Source organism: Helicobacter mesocricetorum (genome assembly GCF_900198605.1).
Classification (GTDB): Bacteria; Campylobacterota; Campylobacteria; order Campylobacterales; family Helicobacteraceae; genus Helicobacter_D; species Helicobacter_D mesocricetorum.
This window is the reverse complement of record NZ_FZPJ01000004.1, coordinates 24,519-38,985: the sequence shown is the minus strand read 5'-3', so window position 1 is coordinate 38,985 and position 14,467 is coordinate 24,519. Positions and strand designations below refer to the sequence as shown.

The 14,467-nt window shown below is 34.8% G+C and carries 14 protein-coding genes; 8 read left to right on the top strand and 6 right to left on the bottom strand.

Annotated features, from left to right (window positions below):
* Both C6H18_RS00895 and purD read right to left on the bottom strand, forming a co-directional pair.
* Positions 1-459 carry an RDD family protein gene (locus C6H18_RS00895; RefSeq protein ID WP_104721244.1) on the bottom strand — a complete coding sequence of 153 codons (459 nt, stop codon included), beginning with the start codon at positions 457-459 and terminating at the stop codon, positions 1-3.
* On the bottom strand, positions 459-1,724 hold the full coding sequence (gene purD, locus C6H18_RS00890) for a phosphoribosylamine--glycine ligase (protein WP_104721243.1): 1,266 nt from the start codon (positions 1,722-1,724) through the stop codon (positions 459-461). Before purD ends, C6H18_RS00895 begins: the two co-directional genes overlap by 1 nt.
* Positions 1,725-2,094: 370 nt before the next feature.
* Here purD and C6H18_RS00885 point away from each other — a divergent pair, with 370 nt between their 5' ends.
* The gene (locus tag C6H18_RS00885; protein WP_199770097.1) at positions 2,095-2,589 is read left to right on the top strand and encodes a c-type cytochrome; all 495 of its coding nucleotides are present in this window, start codon (positions 2,095-2,097) and stop codon (positions 2,587-2,589) included.
* Positions 2,590-2,591: 2 nt separating this feature from the next.
* On the opposite strand, the gene C6H18_RS00880 is transcribed toward C6H18_RS00885, so the two are convergent.
* The gene (locus C6H18_RS00880; protein WP_104721242.1) at positions 2,592-3,374 is read right to left on the bottom strand and encodes a HesA/MoeB/ThiF family protein; all 783 of its coding nucleotides are present in this window, start codon (positions 3,372-3,374) and stop codon (positions 2,592-2,594) included.
* Between the two features lie 152 nt (positions 3,375-3,526).
* Here C6H18_RS00880 and C6H18_RS00875 point away from each other — a divergent pair, with 152 nt between their 5' ends.
* The 6 genes from C6H18_RS00875 to C6H18_RS00850 are packed head-to-tail and all read left to right on the top strand — an operon-like array spanning position 3,527 to position 9,623.
* Complete coding sequence (locus C6H18_RS00875; RefSeq protein WP_104721241.1) at positions 3,527-3,970, top strand: CoA-binding protein; 444 nt, start codon at positions 3,527-3,529, stop codon at positions 3,968-3,970.
* Positions 3,954-5,162 carry a threonine ammonia-lyase gene (gene ilvA, locus C6H18_RS00870; RefSeq protein ID WP_104721240.1) on the top strand — a complete coding sequence of 403 codons (1,209 nt, stop codon included), beginning with the start codon at positions 3,954-3,956 and terminating at the stop codon, positions 5,160-5,162. Before C6H18_RS00875 ends, ilvA begins: the two co-directional genes overlap by 17 nt.
* Before the next feature lie 9 nt (positions 5,163-5,171).
* Positions 5,172-6,125: a hypothetical protein gene (locus C6H18_RS00865; protein WP_104721239.1), complete on the top strand. Its 954-nt coding sequence runs from the start codon at positions 5,172-5,174 to the stop codon at positions 6,123-6,125.
* A 2-nt stretch (positions 6,126-6,127) separates the two neighbouring features.
* On the top strand, positions 6,128-6,808 hold the full coding sequence (locus tag C6H18_RS00860) for a prepilin-type N-terminal cleavage/methylation domain-containing protein (protein ID WP_104721238.1): 681 nt from the start codon (positions 6,128-6,130) through the stop codon (positions 6,806-6,808).
* Between the two features lie 51 nt (positions 6,809-6,859).
* On the top strand, positions 6,860-7,645 hold the full coding sequence (gene rsmA, locus C6H18_RS00855; protein WP_104721237.1) for a 16S rRNA (adenine(1518)-N(6)/adenine(1519)-N(6))-dimethyltransferase RsmA: 786 nt from the start codon (positions 6,860-6,862) through the stop codon (positions 7,643-7,645).
* A 10-nt stretch (positions 7,646-7,655) separates the two neighbouring features.
* Positions 7,656-9,623 carry a ribonuclease J gene (locus C6H18_RS00850; protein ID WP_104721236.1) on the top strand — a complete coding sequence of 656 codons (1,968 nt, stop codon included), beginning with the start codon at positions 7,656-7,658 and terminating at the stop codon, positions 9,621-9,623.
* Positions 9,624-10,250: 627 nt separating this feature from the next.
* On the opposite strand, the gene rpsI is transcribed toward C6H18_RS00850, so the two are convergent.
* The 3 genes from rpsI to C6H18_RS00835 all read right to left on the bottom strand — a co-directional run bounded on the left by rpsI (position 10,251) and on the right by C6H18_RS00835 (position 12,419).
* Positions 10,251-10,640, bottom strand: a complete 390-nt coding sequence (gene rpsI, locus C6H18_RS00845) for a 30S ribosomal protein S9 (RefSeq protein ID WP_104721235.1) — start codon at positions 10,638-10,640, stop codon at positions 10,251-10,253.
* Between the two features lie 9 nt (positions 10,641-10,649).
* Positions 10,650-11,069 carry a 50S ribosomal protein L13 gene (rplM, locus tag C6H18_RS00840; RefSeq protein WP_104721234.1) on the bottom strand — a complete coding sequence of 140 codons (420 nt, stop codon included), beginning with the start codon at positions 11,067-11,069 and terminating at the stop codon, positions 10,650-10,652.
* A 90-nt stretch (positions 11,070-11,159) separates the two neighbouring features.
* Positions 11,160-12,419, bottom strand: a complete 1,260-nt coding sequence (locus C6H18_RS00835; RefSeq protein WP_104721233.1) for an aromatic amino acid transport family protein — start codon at positions 12,417-12,419, stop codon at positions 11,160-11,162.
* A gap of 715 nt (positions 12,420-13,134) precedes the next feature.
* Here C6H18_RS00835 and C6H18_RS00830 point away from each other — a divergent pair.
* Positions 13,135-14,226, top strand: a complete 1,092-nt coding sequence (locus C6H18_RS00830) for an NAD(P)-dependent alcohol dehydrogenase (protein ID WP_407645578.1) — start codon at positions 13,135-13,137, stop codon at positions 14,224-14,226.
* Positions 14,227-14,467: the final 241 nt, after the last annotated feature.

Sequence of the window (14,467 nt, the reverse complement as noted above, 5' to 3'; positions counted from 1 at the left end):
TTATTTAAGCTCTATAACAATGGTATTTACGATTCTATCGTGCAAGGCTTGATAAACTCGGCTATTTAGTATAAAGAGAAAAGGGATATAAAACAAAACCATACTTAAGAATCTTACTAAAGAACGTAAAAAAGATTGCATAAGGCTAGGATTATCCAAAAGAGCAACTTCAACCACTTTAATTTTAACAACCATTTTGCCTATTGTAGCCCCATAAAATTTGACAAAAAGCCAATGATAAACAATAGCAATTATAAACATTGAGAATGTATAATCTGATACAATCTCTAAGGCGATTTCTATATCTTGAGAATTTTGTGAGATTTCCTCCCAAGCGATTCCAAGTATTATCATACTTATTAGTAATTCATCAATCACAAAAGCTACAAATCGTTTCCATAAAGGAGCAATTTGTAGCTCTTCTCTTGCAAGTATTTCTTCAATCTTTTCTACATTCATTATTCCTCCTCCAAGACTTGATAAGCAATGTCTTTACGGAACTGCATCCCCTCAAACTTTATAGTTTTAACTATTCCATAGGCATTTTTAGTCGCCTCTTTAACATTCCTACCCTTGCCTACACACACAAGAACTCTTCCACCACTTGCTAAAAGATGTTTTCCATCTTTTTGCACTCCAGCAAAAACAATGGAAGCATTTTCCACAGGAGTAGCATCTAAAAAGGTAATCTTTTCTTTTTTAGAGTTTTTATAAGGATATTCTTTTGAAGCAACCACCACGCCAACACAAACGTTTTCTTCTAATTCATAATCAACATTTTTCAAATCACCCTTAGCACAGCCCATAAGACAATCCAAAAGACCTCTTTTAAATAAAGGCATTAGCACCTCGCATTCTGGATCTCCAAAGCGAACATTAAACTCAAGCAAATAGGGTCTGCCTTTAACCACCATAATGCCACAAAAGAGGACACCGCTAAAAGGATTCCCCTCTCTTTCCATACCTGTTAAAGTGGGATCAATAATGGTTTCTTTGATTTCTTCAAGGAGAGCAGGGGTTGCCAAAGAAGAGGGAGCATAAGCCCCCATTCCTCCAGTATTAGGACCTTTATCACTATCTAATAGTCGTTTATGATCTTGTGCAGCGGGCAGAAGTATAAAATCCTTACCATCACACATTGCAAAAACAGATAATTCAAAACCCTCTAAATATTCTTCAATCACTATTTTTTTACCCGAATCCCCAAAGGATTTACCACTTAACATTTCTTTGGCAGTATTTTTTGCTTCTTCATAGCTTTGGGCGATAACTACACCCTTACCAGCACATAAACCATCAGCTTTAACAACAATAGGGAGATTCAAAGTTTCAATAAAACGACAAGCTTCTGCATAATCTTGGGTTTGCACAAACGTCGCTGTTGGTATATCATATCGCCTTGCAAATTCCTTCATATAAACCTTAGAACCCTCTAGCCTAGCAGCTTTTGAACTGGGACCAAAGACTAAAATATCATTTTCCCTTAGTATATCAGCCAAACCTTCTACCAAAGGAGCTTCAGGACCTATTATAACAAGCCCTATTTTTTCCCTTACGGCAAACTCTACAAAATCTTTGTGATTTTTAAAGTCAATGTTTTTTCCTAATTTTTCCGTTGCTCCATTTCCGGGATAAAAATAGATTCCCTCAATCCTGCATTCATTTTGCAATGCTAAACCAATGGCGTATTCTCTACCGCCACTTCCGACAATCACAATCTCCATAATTTACCTTTATTTTTAATCTTTAAAATCTTCAGATTTAAAAACTTTAAAAATTAAAAACCCAAGTGAACGTTCTACTAATGTAAGCCCGTAAATGGCAAAAATTCCAATCATAAGTTTCTTATTAGGTGGCAGATTCTCATCTCAACTTAAGAGACTAATAACGAAAACACCATCACACAAAGAAATCTATACGACCAGCACTACTCAATGTGTTGGACTCAAAATAAAATTGCGTTTCACTCAGGCGACTAGAATTATAAAACATCCTACCTAAAGTAGCTTTTAATTATGAATAGAAATAAAAAATTAAATATTTTTTTGGCAGAATTGTAAAAATGATTTAAAACCTTAAAAGTTGGAGCGCATTATGAAGAAATTCTTTTTATTGGCTGTTTTATGTCTTAGCTTTTTAAATGCTGAAGATTGTATTTGTTTTGAACTCAAGGGGGAATTTGGGGAAGAAATTAAAGCAATCTTAAAAAAATATTCTAAAAATCTAGACTCAAAAGATATTCAAATTATTCGTGAAGATGCAGATTTAACCACACAAGAAAAAAGCTTTTTAGAAAGTTTAATTGGCACAGGCAAAGTTGATTCTAGCAATAAAAGGGCAAATTTAGAAAATGGGGAGAAACTTTTTCAAAGGGATTGTGCAACCTGCCACGGAAAAAATGCGGAAGTCTCTATTGTAGGCAAACCCTCTATTAACACTTGGAAAGCGGCAGATATTGCCGATGAGCTTAAAAGCTACCAAAATCAAACTTTTCAAGGACAATCACGCTTTATTAAAAACCAAATCGCCCAACGTTATACTAAAAAAGATATGGAGGATATTGGATATTATATAGAAACACTCCGATAGTTCTAGGCATAGAGCTTAGAATCAAGGGTATTTAAGCCACTCTCTCCACACACCCTACAATGAGGGTTTCGTTTTATATTAATTTTTCTAAACTCCATATCTCTAATATCACAACTCAACAATTGATTAAAAAGCGGTTTCCCAACTCCTGTAAGTATCTTGATGACTTCATTAGCCTCAATACAACCAAAAAGCCCTGCTACTGAACCTAAGATTCCTACTTCAGCACCTGTTAAAACAACTCCCTTTGGAGGACTATCAAAAAGACAAGCATAACAAGCACTCTCTTTAGGCTTAATACTCATAGCCTGTCCGCAAAAGTGCAAAGCACTCCCCCTTACTAAGATTTTATTTGCTAAAATGCAAGCATCATTTACTAAAAACTTCGAAGCAAAAGCATCCGTAGCTTCAACCACTAAATCATAATCTTTAAGAATCCCCAAAATATTATTAGCGTTTAGTCGTTCTTTGTAGGTATTGATTTTAAGATTTGGATTTAAAATTGCTAATTTTTCTTTAGCAGATTGTGCCTTATTTTTTTGCAAATCTTGAGTATTGTGCAAAATCTGTCTTTGGAGATTACTTAAATCTAAAATATCTCCATCACATATCCCAATCTCACCCACACCAGCAGCGGCTAGATAATACAACACCGGAGACCCAAGCCCACCAGCACCAACTACAAAAACCTTAGCTCTCTTTAATTTCTCCTGCCCCTCTTCCCCGACACCCTCTAATAAAAGATTGCGATTGTATCTTTCTAACTCTTCTGTGCTTAATGCCATTTTATTTCCTTAAAAAACCTAAAATAATCCCAATTATAACCTATTTAGCCATTCTTTCTTGAATTTTTATTGTCTAAACAGAATATTATAAAAATTTTTGTTACAATATTTTTTAGATTCTATAAGCCCCAATAAACCACAAGGACAATCTTATGCTAGATACTCTTAAAAAAACACTTCTAAACACACCAAAAAATATAGCAATTTTAGGACTTTCTCCAGATCCTACAAAAACAAGCCATCAAGTGGCGCAATACCTTCTCCAAAAGGGCTTTAACATTATCCCTATTTATCCAAAAGGAGGGGAGATTTTAGGCAAAAAAGCCTATCATTCTTTACAAGAGGCTTTTAGCGAAGAATCCATTCAAAAAAATGGAGAAATAGAAATACTCAATATTTTTAGAAAGAGTGAAGCATTAAAAGGCATTGCTGAAGAAATTATAGAACTTCCTAATAAACCTAAATGCGTATGGATTCAATTAGGACTACAAAGCCAAGAGGCAAAAAACATTTTAGAGCAAAATAACCTACTTTATATTGAAAATTCCTGCATCAAACTTGAACACCAAAGGCTATTTTATGATTGCTCTTGCTAAGTTTATTGATGCCAAAAAACGTTTAAAAGGCATCTGCCAACACACAAAACTTGCTTTTGCCCCTAAACTTAGCCACATTAGCCAATCTCAAGTTTATGTTAAACAAGAAAATCTCCAAAACACAGGTTCTTTCAAACTAAGGGGTGCTTTTAATAAAATATCCACTTTAAATCAATCCCAAAGAGCCAAAGGAGTTATCGCAGCAAGTGCCGGTAATCACGCACAAGGCGTAGCATATAGCGCAAAACATTATGGCATAAAGGCGGTGATTGTGATGCCAGAGGCTACACCCTTATTAAAAGTTATGGGGGTCAAGGAATTAGGAGCAGAGGCTATCTTATATGGCAATAATTATGACGAAGCTTATGCCTATGCACTTGAATTCGCCAAAGAAAATAAACTGCATTTCATCCACCCTTTTAGCGATGATGAAGTCATAGCAGGACAAGGCACCATCGCTTTAGAAATGATAGAAGATCAAAACAACCTCACTACTATTGTTGTGCCTATTGGCGGTGGTGGATTAATTACTGGCATAGCCTCTGTATATAAACAAATGCTCCCTAATACAAGAATCATAGGAGTTGTCGCCAAAGGAGCTCCAGGGATGTATCACTCCTTTTACCAAAAAAGCATTCAAAGCACAAAAGAAGTCCGAACTATTGCCGATGGGATAGCAGTGCGTGATGTGAATGCAAAGAATTTTCATCATATCTTAGAGGTTGTTGATGAAATTGTAATGGTTGATGATGAAGAAATTGCCAATGCGATTTTATACCTTTTAGAAAATCAAAAACTCGTTGTAGAGGGGGCTGGTGCAAGTGTAGTTGCCGCACTCTTACACCATAAATTCACCATCAAAGATAAGGAATTTATTGGGCTTGTCTTAAGTGGTGGAAATATTGATGTCAATATGCTTGGGGTTATTATAGAAAAAGGCTTAGTGCGCTCTCACCGCAAAATGAGTTTTAGTGTTACACTTATTGATAAACCCGGAAGCTTAGAACGTTTAAGCAATCTGCTCTCTAACCTCCAAGCCAATATCGTAAAAGTAGATTTTGACAGAATCTCTGCTTCTTTAGTCTATGGGGATGCTAATATTTCTGTAAGGCTAGAAACAAAAGGGGCAGAACACCAAGAACAAATCAGAAAAGCTTTATTACTTAATGGTTATAAATTCACAGAATCTTAAAGGTTAAGCTTGAAAGAAAATAAGGTTTATCTTTACTTAGGGGCTTTACTCTTCTTAGATACTTTATTAATATTTTCTCTTAGCAGTATCCTAAACATTGAAGGCTACAAAATAGAAACTTTTGGGCATAGAGGCTTAAGTGAATGTTTAAAAGATTGGGAGTTTTTTTGCGATTCATCTAACCTTAGGGGTATTTTTTTATGCTTTCATTTCTCCAATGCCCTTTTGCTATTTCTCTTCTCTAAAGACTTCTTAAAGCGTCCTAGCGATGCACTTTTTTGCACACTTTTGTTTTTGCTATTACCCGGTGTTAATATCGATATAATGTTGCTTTTAAAGGGGCAAATTATTATCTTTTTTCCCTTGCTTTTATGCTTACTCCAACAAAGAAATCAAAAGATTCCCTACTGGTTACTTGCCATAATGGCAATACTTGATAAAAGTTTCTCACTAGTTTTTTTAGCACTTATCTTTTATGGAATCTCTAAAAAAGATACTTTTTTAATATTCTCTTCTCTTGCATTTTTCGCTCTAAATATGTATCTTTTTGGTTTAAACATAGGGGGATACCCTAGAGGATATTTTATAGATACTAGCGCATACTTACTCTTCCTCTTTTCTCCTTTGGTTTTTCTTTATTTTCTCTATGCACTTTATCGCTTTATAAATACATCAAACAAACCGCTTATTTGGTATATCGCTATCACAGCTTTATGCTTTATTTGGCTACTTTCTTTGCGCCAAAAAGTAGAGATACAAGCTTTTGCCCCTTTATTGATAGTTGGCTTACCCCTAATGACAAGGCTTTATTTCTGTGGGCTTAGAGTGCGATTACCACAATTTAGAATGCGCTATAAAATCCCCTTTATCATAACCTTTATTGTCTTGCTATCTTTCACTTTTGGATTATTTTTTAGCAAATCTTTAATGCTTTTACATAGCGCAATTTACCTCCATAACTAACTATGAAACACAACTTAAAGGGCTTTAGTCTTTTTGAGCTTTTATTGGTTTTATCCCTAATTGGTATTTTTAGCTCCATAGCCCTTATCTCTTATCCAAAATCCCATTTACAAGAAGCGCAAGAACAAGTAATTAACCATTTGCATTTCACAAGATATCTTGCGCTACATACTACAAAAACCATTACTCAAGCCCCCTTTTGTCAAAGTGATTTTTGTCAAGAAGAGAGAAAACATTTTGAGAAAAGCTTTTGGAGATTGCAATTTACTAATCTTAAAAATATCGGTTGGGCTTATTCTATCTTTAGCGATAGTGCTAGAATCTCTAAAACAAAAAATTTTGATAATAGACCTATGGATTCTTCTGAAATAGCTAGAAACCCCTTTGATGGCAAGTATTTAAGCGTTTATACCTATAATAATACCAAATTTGCCAATGGCTTAAGAGAAGGGGATTTATCTCTACAAAAACGTTACAAAATAAGCCATATCAAAATAAAAGGAGGGTGTGGCGAATATGAAGGAGGAAGAATCCTTTTTGATGAACTAGGTTTTTTGCGCTGCAAGATTGCTAATAATCCTGTAAGTCTTCCAACCAATACCCTTATTATAGAATTATTGGATGACTTTGGGAGGAGTGCAAAAATCTGTATTTTACAAAGCGGATTTGTGAAAAAATGTTAAATTAATAAAAAAGTGCTACAATGCTGGATTAATTTCAAGGTTTTTTACAAAATGAATAAAATTCTTGCAAAAAAACATTTCGGACAGAATTTCTTGCAAGATGAAAGTGTTTTAACGCAGATAATCCAATCCATTCCCAAACTAAAAAGCACTATCGAAATTATCGAAATTGGGACTGGCTTAGGTGATCTAACAAATAAGCTTTTAAGCTTAGGAAGTATCACTACTTATGAGGTCGATAAGGAATTAGTTCCTTATTTAAAGGAACATTTCAAGCAAGCATTAAATATGGGGGCTTTGCGATTAGAAGTGGGTGATATATTACAAATATGGAAGAAAGAGAATTTAAGAGAGAAACCTTATTTTCTCATATCTAATCTTCCCTATTATATTGCCACACCCCTTATAATAAAGGCAATAAAAGATTCTATGTGTCAGGGCTTTTTAGTAATGACGCAAAAGGAGGTTGCACTAAAGTTTTGCGCAAATGTTGGCGAAAGCGATTTTAGTGCATTATCTGTTTTGATTAAGAGCATAGGAGAGAGCAAATTACTTTTTGATGTCCCTCCACAATGTTTTAATCCACCTCCTAAAGTTATTTCTTCTGTATTTTTATTTACAAAAACAAAATATGAAGAAAATGACTTTTTGGAAAAATTAGAGAAGTTATTAAAAATAGCCTTTAATATGCCACGCAAAACGCTTTTTAATAATCTTGCAAAAAGCTATGACAAGACAAAGATTTTAGAATGTTTGCAAAAGCTTGATATTAACACCAACAAAAGACCTCACGAGATTGATACCTTCTTTTATCACCAACTTTTGAAATTCCTATAAAGGCAGAACTATGGAAGAAAATAAACCAGAAACACAAAAAGAAAATAATGCTTCAAAAGATTACAAAGAACAGAATAAAAGATATTTCAAACCTCGCCCAAAAGAGAAAAAAAGTGATAATCCTCAAAACCAAAGAGGACGATACAACAAAAAAGGGGAAGGGCAAAGTCTTAGTAATGATAAACCTAAGCAATACAATAAAAGCTATAACAATAAAGATATTCAACAATCTAATCTGGATTTGAAAAAAAATGTTGAAATTAATGCCAAGATTCACCAAAGCTCTTTATCCACACACTCACAAGTGCAATTTAATCCTAATGGAAAAGTAAGAATCACTCCACTTGGCGGGTTAGGGGAGATTGGTGCGAATATGACGGTGCTTGAGACACAAAATTCAGCCATAATTATTGACGCTGGAATGAGTTTTCCTGATGATAATATACACGGCGTAGATATTTTAGTGCCAGATTTTAGCTATTTAGAAGCCATTAAAGATAAAATTGTTGGCATTATCATTACTCACGCCCACGAAGATCATATTGGCGCAATGCCTTATTTGTTTAAAAAATACCAATTTCCCATCTATGGGACTTCTTTACCCTTAGGGCTTATTGGTTCAAAATTTGACGAACACGGCTTAAAACGATTCCGCTCCTTTTTTAGACCCATTGAAAAACGCAAACCCATCAGAATAGGAGAATTTGAAATTGAGTGGATTCATATTACACATTCTATTGTGGATTCTAGTGCATTAGCTATTAAAACAGAGGCAGGGATTGTCTTTCATACAGGAGATTTCAAGATTGATCATACGCCCATTGATGGCTATCCCACAGATTTAAATCGGATTGCTTATTATGGAGAACAAGGTGTATTATTGCTACTTAGCGACTCAACAAACTCTCATAAAGCAGGTTATACTCCTAGTGAAGCAAGTGTAGGACCAGCTTTTGATTTACTCTTTTCACGAGCAAAAGGACGGGTGATTATGAGCACTTTTAGCTCTAATATCCATCGTGTTTATCAAGCCATTCAACACGGAATCAAATATGGAAGAAAAGTCTCTGTGATAGGTCGATCTATGGAAAAAAATCTAGAAATTGCTAGAACATTAGGCTATATTGAAATTCCACAGAATATTTTTATAGAAGCCCACGAAGTAGCAAAATATCCCGATGAAGAAGTGCTAATCATCACCACAGGTAGCCAAGGAGAAACAATGAGTGCGCTCTATCGTATGGCAACGGATGAACACCGACATATTAAAATCAAGCCCACAGATATTATCATTCTTTCCGCCAAAGCCATTCCGGGCAATGAAGGCTCCATTTCTAATGTCTTAAACTTCCTTAACAAAGCAGGAGCAAAGGTTTATTATCAAGATTTTGGGGAGATTCATACTAGCGGACACGCCGCACAAGAAGAACAAAAACTTATGCTTAGACTTGTAAAACCTAAGTTTTTCCTACCCGTCCATGGAGAATATAACCATATCCTAAAGCATAAAGAAACCGCTATTTCCTGCGGTGTTAATGAAAAAAATATTTATCTTATGGAAGATGGAGACCAAATCGAAATTGCACATAATTACTTACGCAAAGTTCGTAGCGTAAAAACAGGAAAAACTTATATTGATAACCAAATTAGTGCGATAGTTGCTAATGATGTCGTCTTAGAGCGACAAAATCTTGCAGAAAATGGTATCCTTGTAGTCATTGCACAAATCGATAAAACAAAAAACTCCCTCGTCCAAAAACCTCGTATCTACTCTATGGGAATCATTGCCAATAGAGATACGATGAGTTTTAATAAAGAGATTGAGGAATTCTTTGAGCTTTTTGTAAAAAATTGCAAAAAAGAACTTTATAATAGCCAGAAGGCTATGGAAAATGAAATTCGCAACTCTTTAAGAAAAATACTCTTTAAAAAGCTAAAACGTTATCCAGCAATTCTTGCTAATGTCGTTTTTTATTAGAATCCACTTTGGATTCTAAATAATCCCAAGTTAGCCAACCCAAGCCTAAAAATTGTAAGCGTCAGTTTAAGTTTTGATAAAACAAGTTTATAATTTAACTTTAATTTAGAGTGAAAGACTAAGAATAAACACGCCACAAAGATCCTTTAAAATAAGTTTTAAAAACTTATTAGAGGAATTAAATTCCTATCTATCAAATCTAAAAAAGCTTTATAGCCCACCAACATCTTCAAAGTCTCGCCCTCTAACTCTATAAAACGCATAAATTTTATTGCTAAAAAGCTTCTATCTTGGCTTGTTTATAGTTGCTTTAAATTTGTCTTTCATCAAATATTCCATCAAGTTTATGCCATCCCAATGATACAAATCTCTTGCTCTTTTGTAATCTCATTGCATAAAAGTTTAATTAATTGACTTTGTGTTTGTTTAGTATCTTTAAGTTCTTTTAATTACCTAGCTTCATAAAACCCCTGCAAAAGCATTACAATATAAATCTTAGAATCGTAGCTTACTACTAAAAACCCTAATACAAAAATAAACCCGAATTGTTGTGAAATTCCTACTAGTAAATAAGATTTTATTGAGGAATAAAAGTTTTGTAAAACCCAAGCAAAAGGCTTGGATTGATTATCGTTTTGAGAATTGTGGGCTTCTTCTTGCCTTTCTTTTTCCGTATTTTTTACGCTCTACAACCCTTGAATCTCTTGTTAATAAACCCTTTGGCTTAAGGATTGCTCTAAAATTTGTATCATAGGCTACAAGTGCCTTAGCGATTCCGTGCCTTAAAGCTTCTGCTTGTGCAGAATATCCACTCCCCATTGTTACAGCGACAATATCAACGCTCTTTTCTTGCTTTGTCAAAAACAAAGGTTGCATAACTTTCATTTTAATAGCTTCGTGTCCTCCAAGCCAATCATTAAGATTAGTTTCGTTAATACTTAATTTTCCACTCCCTGAAGTTAGCCATACTTTAGCAATTGCTGTTTTTCTCTTTCCTGTTGCATAAATTTTTGCCATTATTTGTCCTTACTTTGATACTTGTGCGCTATGAGGATGATTGCCATCACAATATACTTTTAACTTCTTAATCATTGCTCTACCTAATTTTGTTTTAGGAAGCATTCCCCTAACTGCTAATTTATAAAGCTTTTCTGGATGCTTTTCTAGCATTTCTTTAAGGGTTTTGGATTTGGTGCTTCCAAAATAACCTGAATGCGTGAAATATTCTTTATCTTCAAGTTTAACCCCACTAAACTTAACCTTAGGAGCATTAATAATAACAACAAAATCTCCACAATCTACATTTGGGGTATAACAAGGCTTATGTTTGCCTCTTAAAAGTGTTGCAACTTCTGCAACTAACCGACCAAATATTTTACCCTCCGCATCAAGAACGATCCACTCGCGTTTGATTTCATTGGCTTTCGCCATTTTGGTAATATTCATTATTTACCCTTTATTTAGATTTACTTTTGAAGTTGCGATTATAACAAACTTATCTAATTATTAACTTAATTTAAGTTTATTTTAAATACTTTAAAACAGCTTATACACTATACTAGTAATTGTTAAAAATCCTGTAATAAAAATAAAAAGATCTAAAAGAGGATTCTTGTATTTTTTGAGTTTGCTAACACTCCAAATCGCAATAATTGGCATAATAAATAAAATCATTGCAATAATAGGTCCTCCTAAATCCTCAATAAATCCTAAGATACTTGGATTGATAAAGCTTACAACGATAATAGTTATATACATAAAAAGTGTGCTAAAAATCTTAATATTCCTCACAGAAACATCTTGAAATCCAGATATTTTAAGCCCTTTTCGCACAATTCCATTTAGTCCCTCATAAGCACCAAAATAATGCCCAAAAAAGGAAGAAACAATAGCCAAGAAAGCAACTAATGGCGCTCCATAAGCGATAATTGGCGTTTCAAATTTATTAGCAAAATAAGAAAGAATAGGAATATTTGCTACTCTTGCTGCTTGAAAATCATTAGGCTCTAAGCATAAAATACAAGAAAAAACAAAAAACATTACAAAAACTAGCAACATTAAAGAAGTTCTAAGAAGAATCTGATTAGCTTTGTTTTCGGAATTATCACCATATTCACGGCGGACACTTAGGGTAAAGGTAGAAATAGCAGGGGAGTGATTAAAGGCAAAAACAAGCACGGGCAAAGTAAGCCATACAACCTCAACAAACTCCTTAATGCTTGGTGCATTCTGGATAATCTCTAGCTTCCAATAAGGGATTAAATATAATGAAAAACCAAATAACACCATACAAAGAGGATAAACAAGGGCATTACAAGCTTTGGTTATCCACTCTTCTTTTAAGGTCATAACACTCATCATCAAGCTCACCAACACAAAAGCTAAAATCACTCTAACACTTGGATAAAGGCTTAAAGTTTCCGCATCATAAAAGCTTGTTAATTGCATTTGATTGACAAAAAAGCTTCCAAAGGTATTGGTAATCCCAACCCCATAAGCTAGACAAATGGGATAAATAGCAAAGAAATATAAAATCGTAATAAAAAAGCTCACCCCCCTACCCCAATATTCTTCAGCAACGTGGGTAATATCGTGTTCTGTGCTTTGGGATTCATTGACAAAACGACTTAATGCCCTATGGGATAACCACACCATAGGAAAAATGAGCAAAGTCATAACAACCACAGGCCAAAAGCCACCGGTTCCAGCCCGAATAGGCAAAAATAAAATTCCAGCTCCTACGGCTGTGCCAAAGAGCGAGAGCATCCAACGCGTATCAAATTTAGTCCATTGCATAAGGATTCCTTTCTTTAAAATGCCAAAACATTAGCCAAAGATTTTTGAATTGTCAAGCGCAAAACCACAACTTAAATCTTGCATTACAGACTTAATCTACACTCACTTCCCCCACAAATCCACCTCCAATACCATAAATAATACCACCATTTCTTAATCTTAGATTGTGGAATATTAAACGAGAATATTCACAAAGTAATTTCCAAACTAAAACCCTCTAAAATTTACGCAAATAACCATAATCTTCTCATAGGTTTATCCCATTTTCTTAAGGTATGTTGATTAACCAGATTGCTCTTATGTTTTAGGCTATGATAGGATTTTTAAATTTCAATCTATCCGCTCAGCACAAAGGAATCTTTTAGGCAAATACCGCTAAATAAATTAGAATGATGCGATAATTTATAAATCCTAATTAGCTTTCAAAAATACCACAAAAGTCTTGACTGACACCTACTCTAATCCTTTATAATTTGTCTTTAACTTAAAAACTAGGAGCTAAATTATGAAAAATAATTCTAAAAAGACTACTATAATATCTCAACCCCTCAAAGAATATAGCAAAACCCCAGATAATAAGCGACGCAAATTTTTAAAAACCTCCCTTCTTGCAGGGGGAGTTTTAGGTGGAAGTATGTTTGGAGGCAATCTCCTATCCCCTCTAAAGGCGAAAACTCCAAACCCCATCATTCCTCAAGAATCCCCAAAACCAAGCATTGAGCAAAACCTCCTTGAGTTTCAATCCAATGCCCCCATTAGTGCTAAAGGCTATGCGGCTTTTGGCAAGGAATGGAAGTTTCATCCTTATAACTTTATGCGCCATTCAGTAGGCGATAATGATGTCTTAATTGAAATTTTATACGCAGGAATTTGTCATAGTGATTTGCACACCATCAAAGGAGAGCACGGACCTGCTAATCATCCTATGATACCCGGTCACGAGATTGCAGGACGCATTGTTGCCGTTGGTTCAAAAGTTCGCAAGTTTAAAGTTGGCGATTATGCAGGGGTTGGTTGTATGGTTAATAGCTGTGGAGAATGTGAGACTTGTAAGCGAAGCGAAGAGCAATTTTGCACAAGAGGGCAAACGGTTTTTACCTACAATAGCAAAGATGTCTTTCATAATGGAGAAATCAGCCAAGGAGGCTATTCAAGCAATATTGTCTTAAGCGAAAAATTCGCCTTTAAACTTCCTAAAAATGTCGCCATAGAAAAGGTAGCCCCCCTACTTTGTGCGGGCATTACGACTTATTCGCCCATTAAATACTCAAAGGTAAAAAAAGGACAAAAAGTCGCCGTAGCTGGACTTGGAGGGCTAGGACATATGGCGGCAAAATATATGGTAGCCCTTGGGGCAGAAGTGAGTGCTTTTGATATTTTGGATAAATCCAAAGAAGCGCAAAAACTAGGAATCAAACATTTTATCCAAGTGGATTCTCAAGAGTTTAACACCCTTAGCAATAAATTTGATTTCATTATTTCAACCATTCCTTACCAATACGACATTAACGCTTATCATAAAATGCTAAAAATGTATGGAGAGTTAGCCATCGTTGGGCTTCCTTCACACGAGGATAATCCAAAGCTTGATGCTAATGCGATGATTTGGGGCTTTAAGCGAAAAATTTATAGCTCACTCATTGGCGGAGTTTCCCAAACTCAAGAAATGCTTGATTATTCTATCAAAAACAATATTTATCCAGAAGTAGAGATAATCCCTATCCAAAAACTTGAAGAAGCTTACAAAAAAGTCGCCGCAGGGGAAGCAAACTTCCGCTATGTAATTGATATGAAAAGCTTGAGCTAAATAAGCTCTTGCTATGCTTTAGGATTTTCTTTATGCCCTTAAGAGCAAAATCCACCCTTCCTTAAATCTTATCTTAGAATCCATAATAACCAAAATCCCTAGAGTATATGGGATTGAGTTCTTATTCTCTTGCCCCAAAACTCTACTTTGGCAATGTATTTTTGACAATGTATTAATGTATTTTGGACTACTCTTATGTTTTAGGCTATGAAAAGTCGTAAAAATATGCGATAGCTTAATT

Coding starts and splice junctions, on each gene's coding strand:
- C6H18_RS00895 (WP_104721244.1), bottom strand. CDS start 459: ATGAATGTAGAAAAGATTGAAGAAATACTTGCAAGAGAAGAGCTACAA.
- purD (WP_104721243.1), bottom strand. CDS start 1,724: ATGGAGATTGTGATTGTCGGAAGTGGCGGTAGAGAATACGCCATTGGT.
- C6H18_RS00885 (WP_199770097.1), top strand. CDS start 2,095: ATGAAGAAATTCTTTTTATTGGCTGTTTTATGTCTTAGCTTTTTAAAT.
- C6H18_RS00880 (WP_104721242.1), bottom strand. CDS start 3,374: ATGGCATTAAGCACAGAAGAGTTAGAAAGATACAATCGCAATCTTTTA.
- C6H18_RS00875 (WP_104721241.1), top strand. CDS start 3,527: ATGCTAGATACTCTTAAAAAAACACTTCTAAACACACCAAAAAATATA.
- ilvA (WP_104721240.1), top strand. CDS start 3,954: ATGATTGCTCTTGCTAAGTTTATTGATGCCAAAAAACGTTTAAAAGGC.
- C6H18_RS00860 (WP_104721238.1), top strand. CDS start 6,128: ATGAAACACAACTTAAAGGGCTTTAGTCTTTTTGAGCTTTTATTGGTT.
- rsmA (WP_104721237.1), top strand. CDS start 6,860: ATGAATAAAATTCTTGCAAAAAAACATTTCGGACAGAATTTCTTGCAA.
- C6H18_RS00850 (WP_104721236.1), top strand. CDS start 7,656: ATGGAAGAAAATAAACCAGAAACACAAAAAGAAAATAATGCTTCAAAA.
- rpsI (WP_104721235.1), bottom strand. CDS start 10,640: ATGGCAAAAATTTATGCAACAGGAAAGAGAAAAACAGCAATTGCTAAA.
- rplM (WP_104721234.1), bottom strand. CDS start 11,069: ATGAATATTACCAAAATGGCGAAAGCCAATGAAATCAAACGCGAGTGG.
- C6H18_RS00835 (WP_104721233.1), bottom strand. CDS start 12,419: ATGCAATGGACTAAATTTGATACGCGTTGGATGCTCTCGCTCTTTGGC.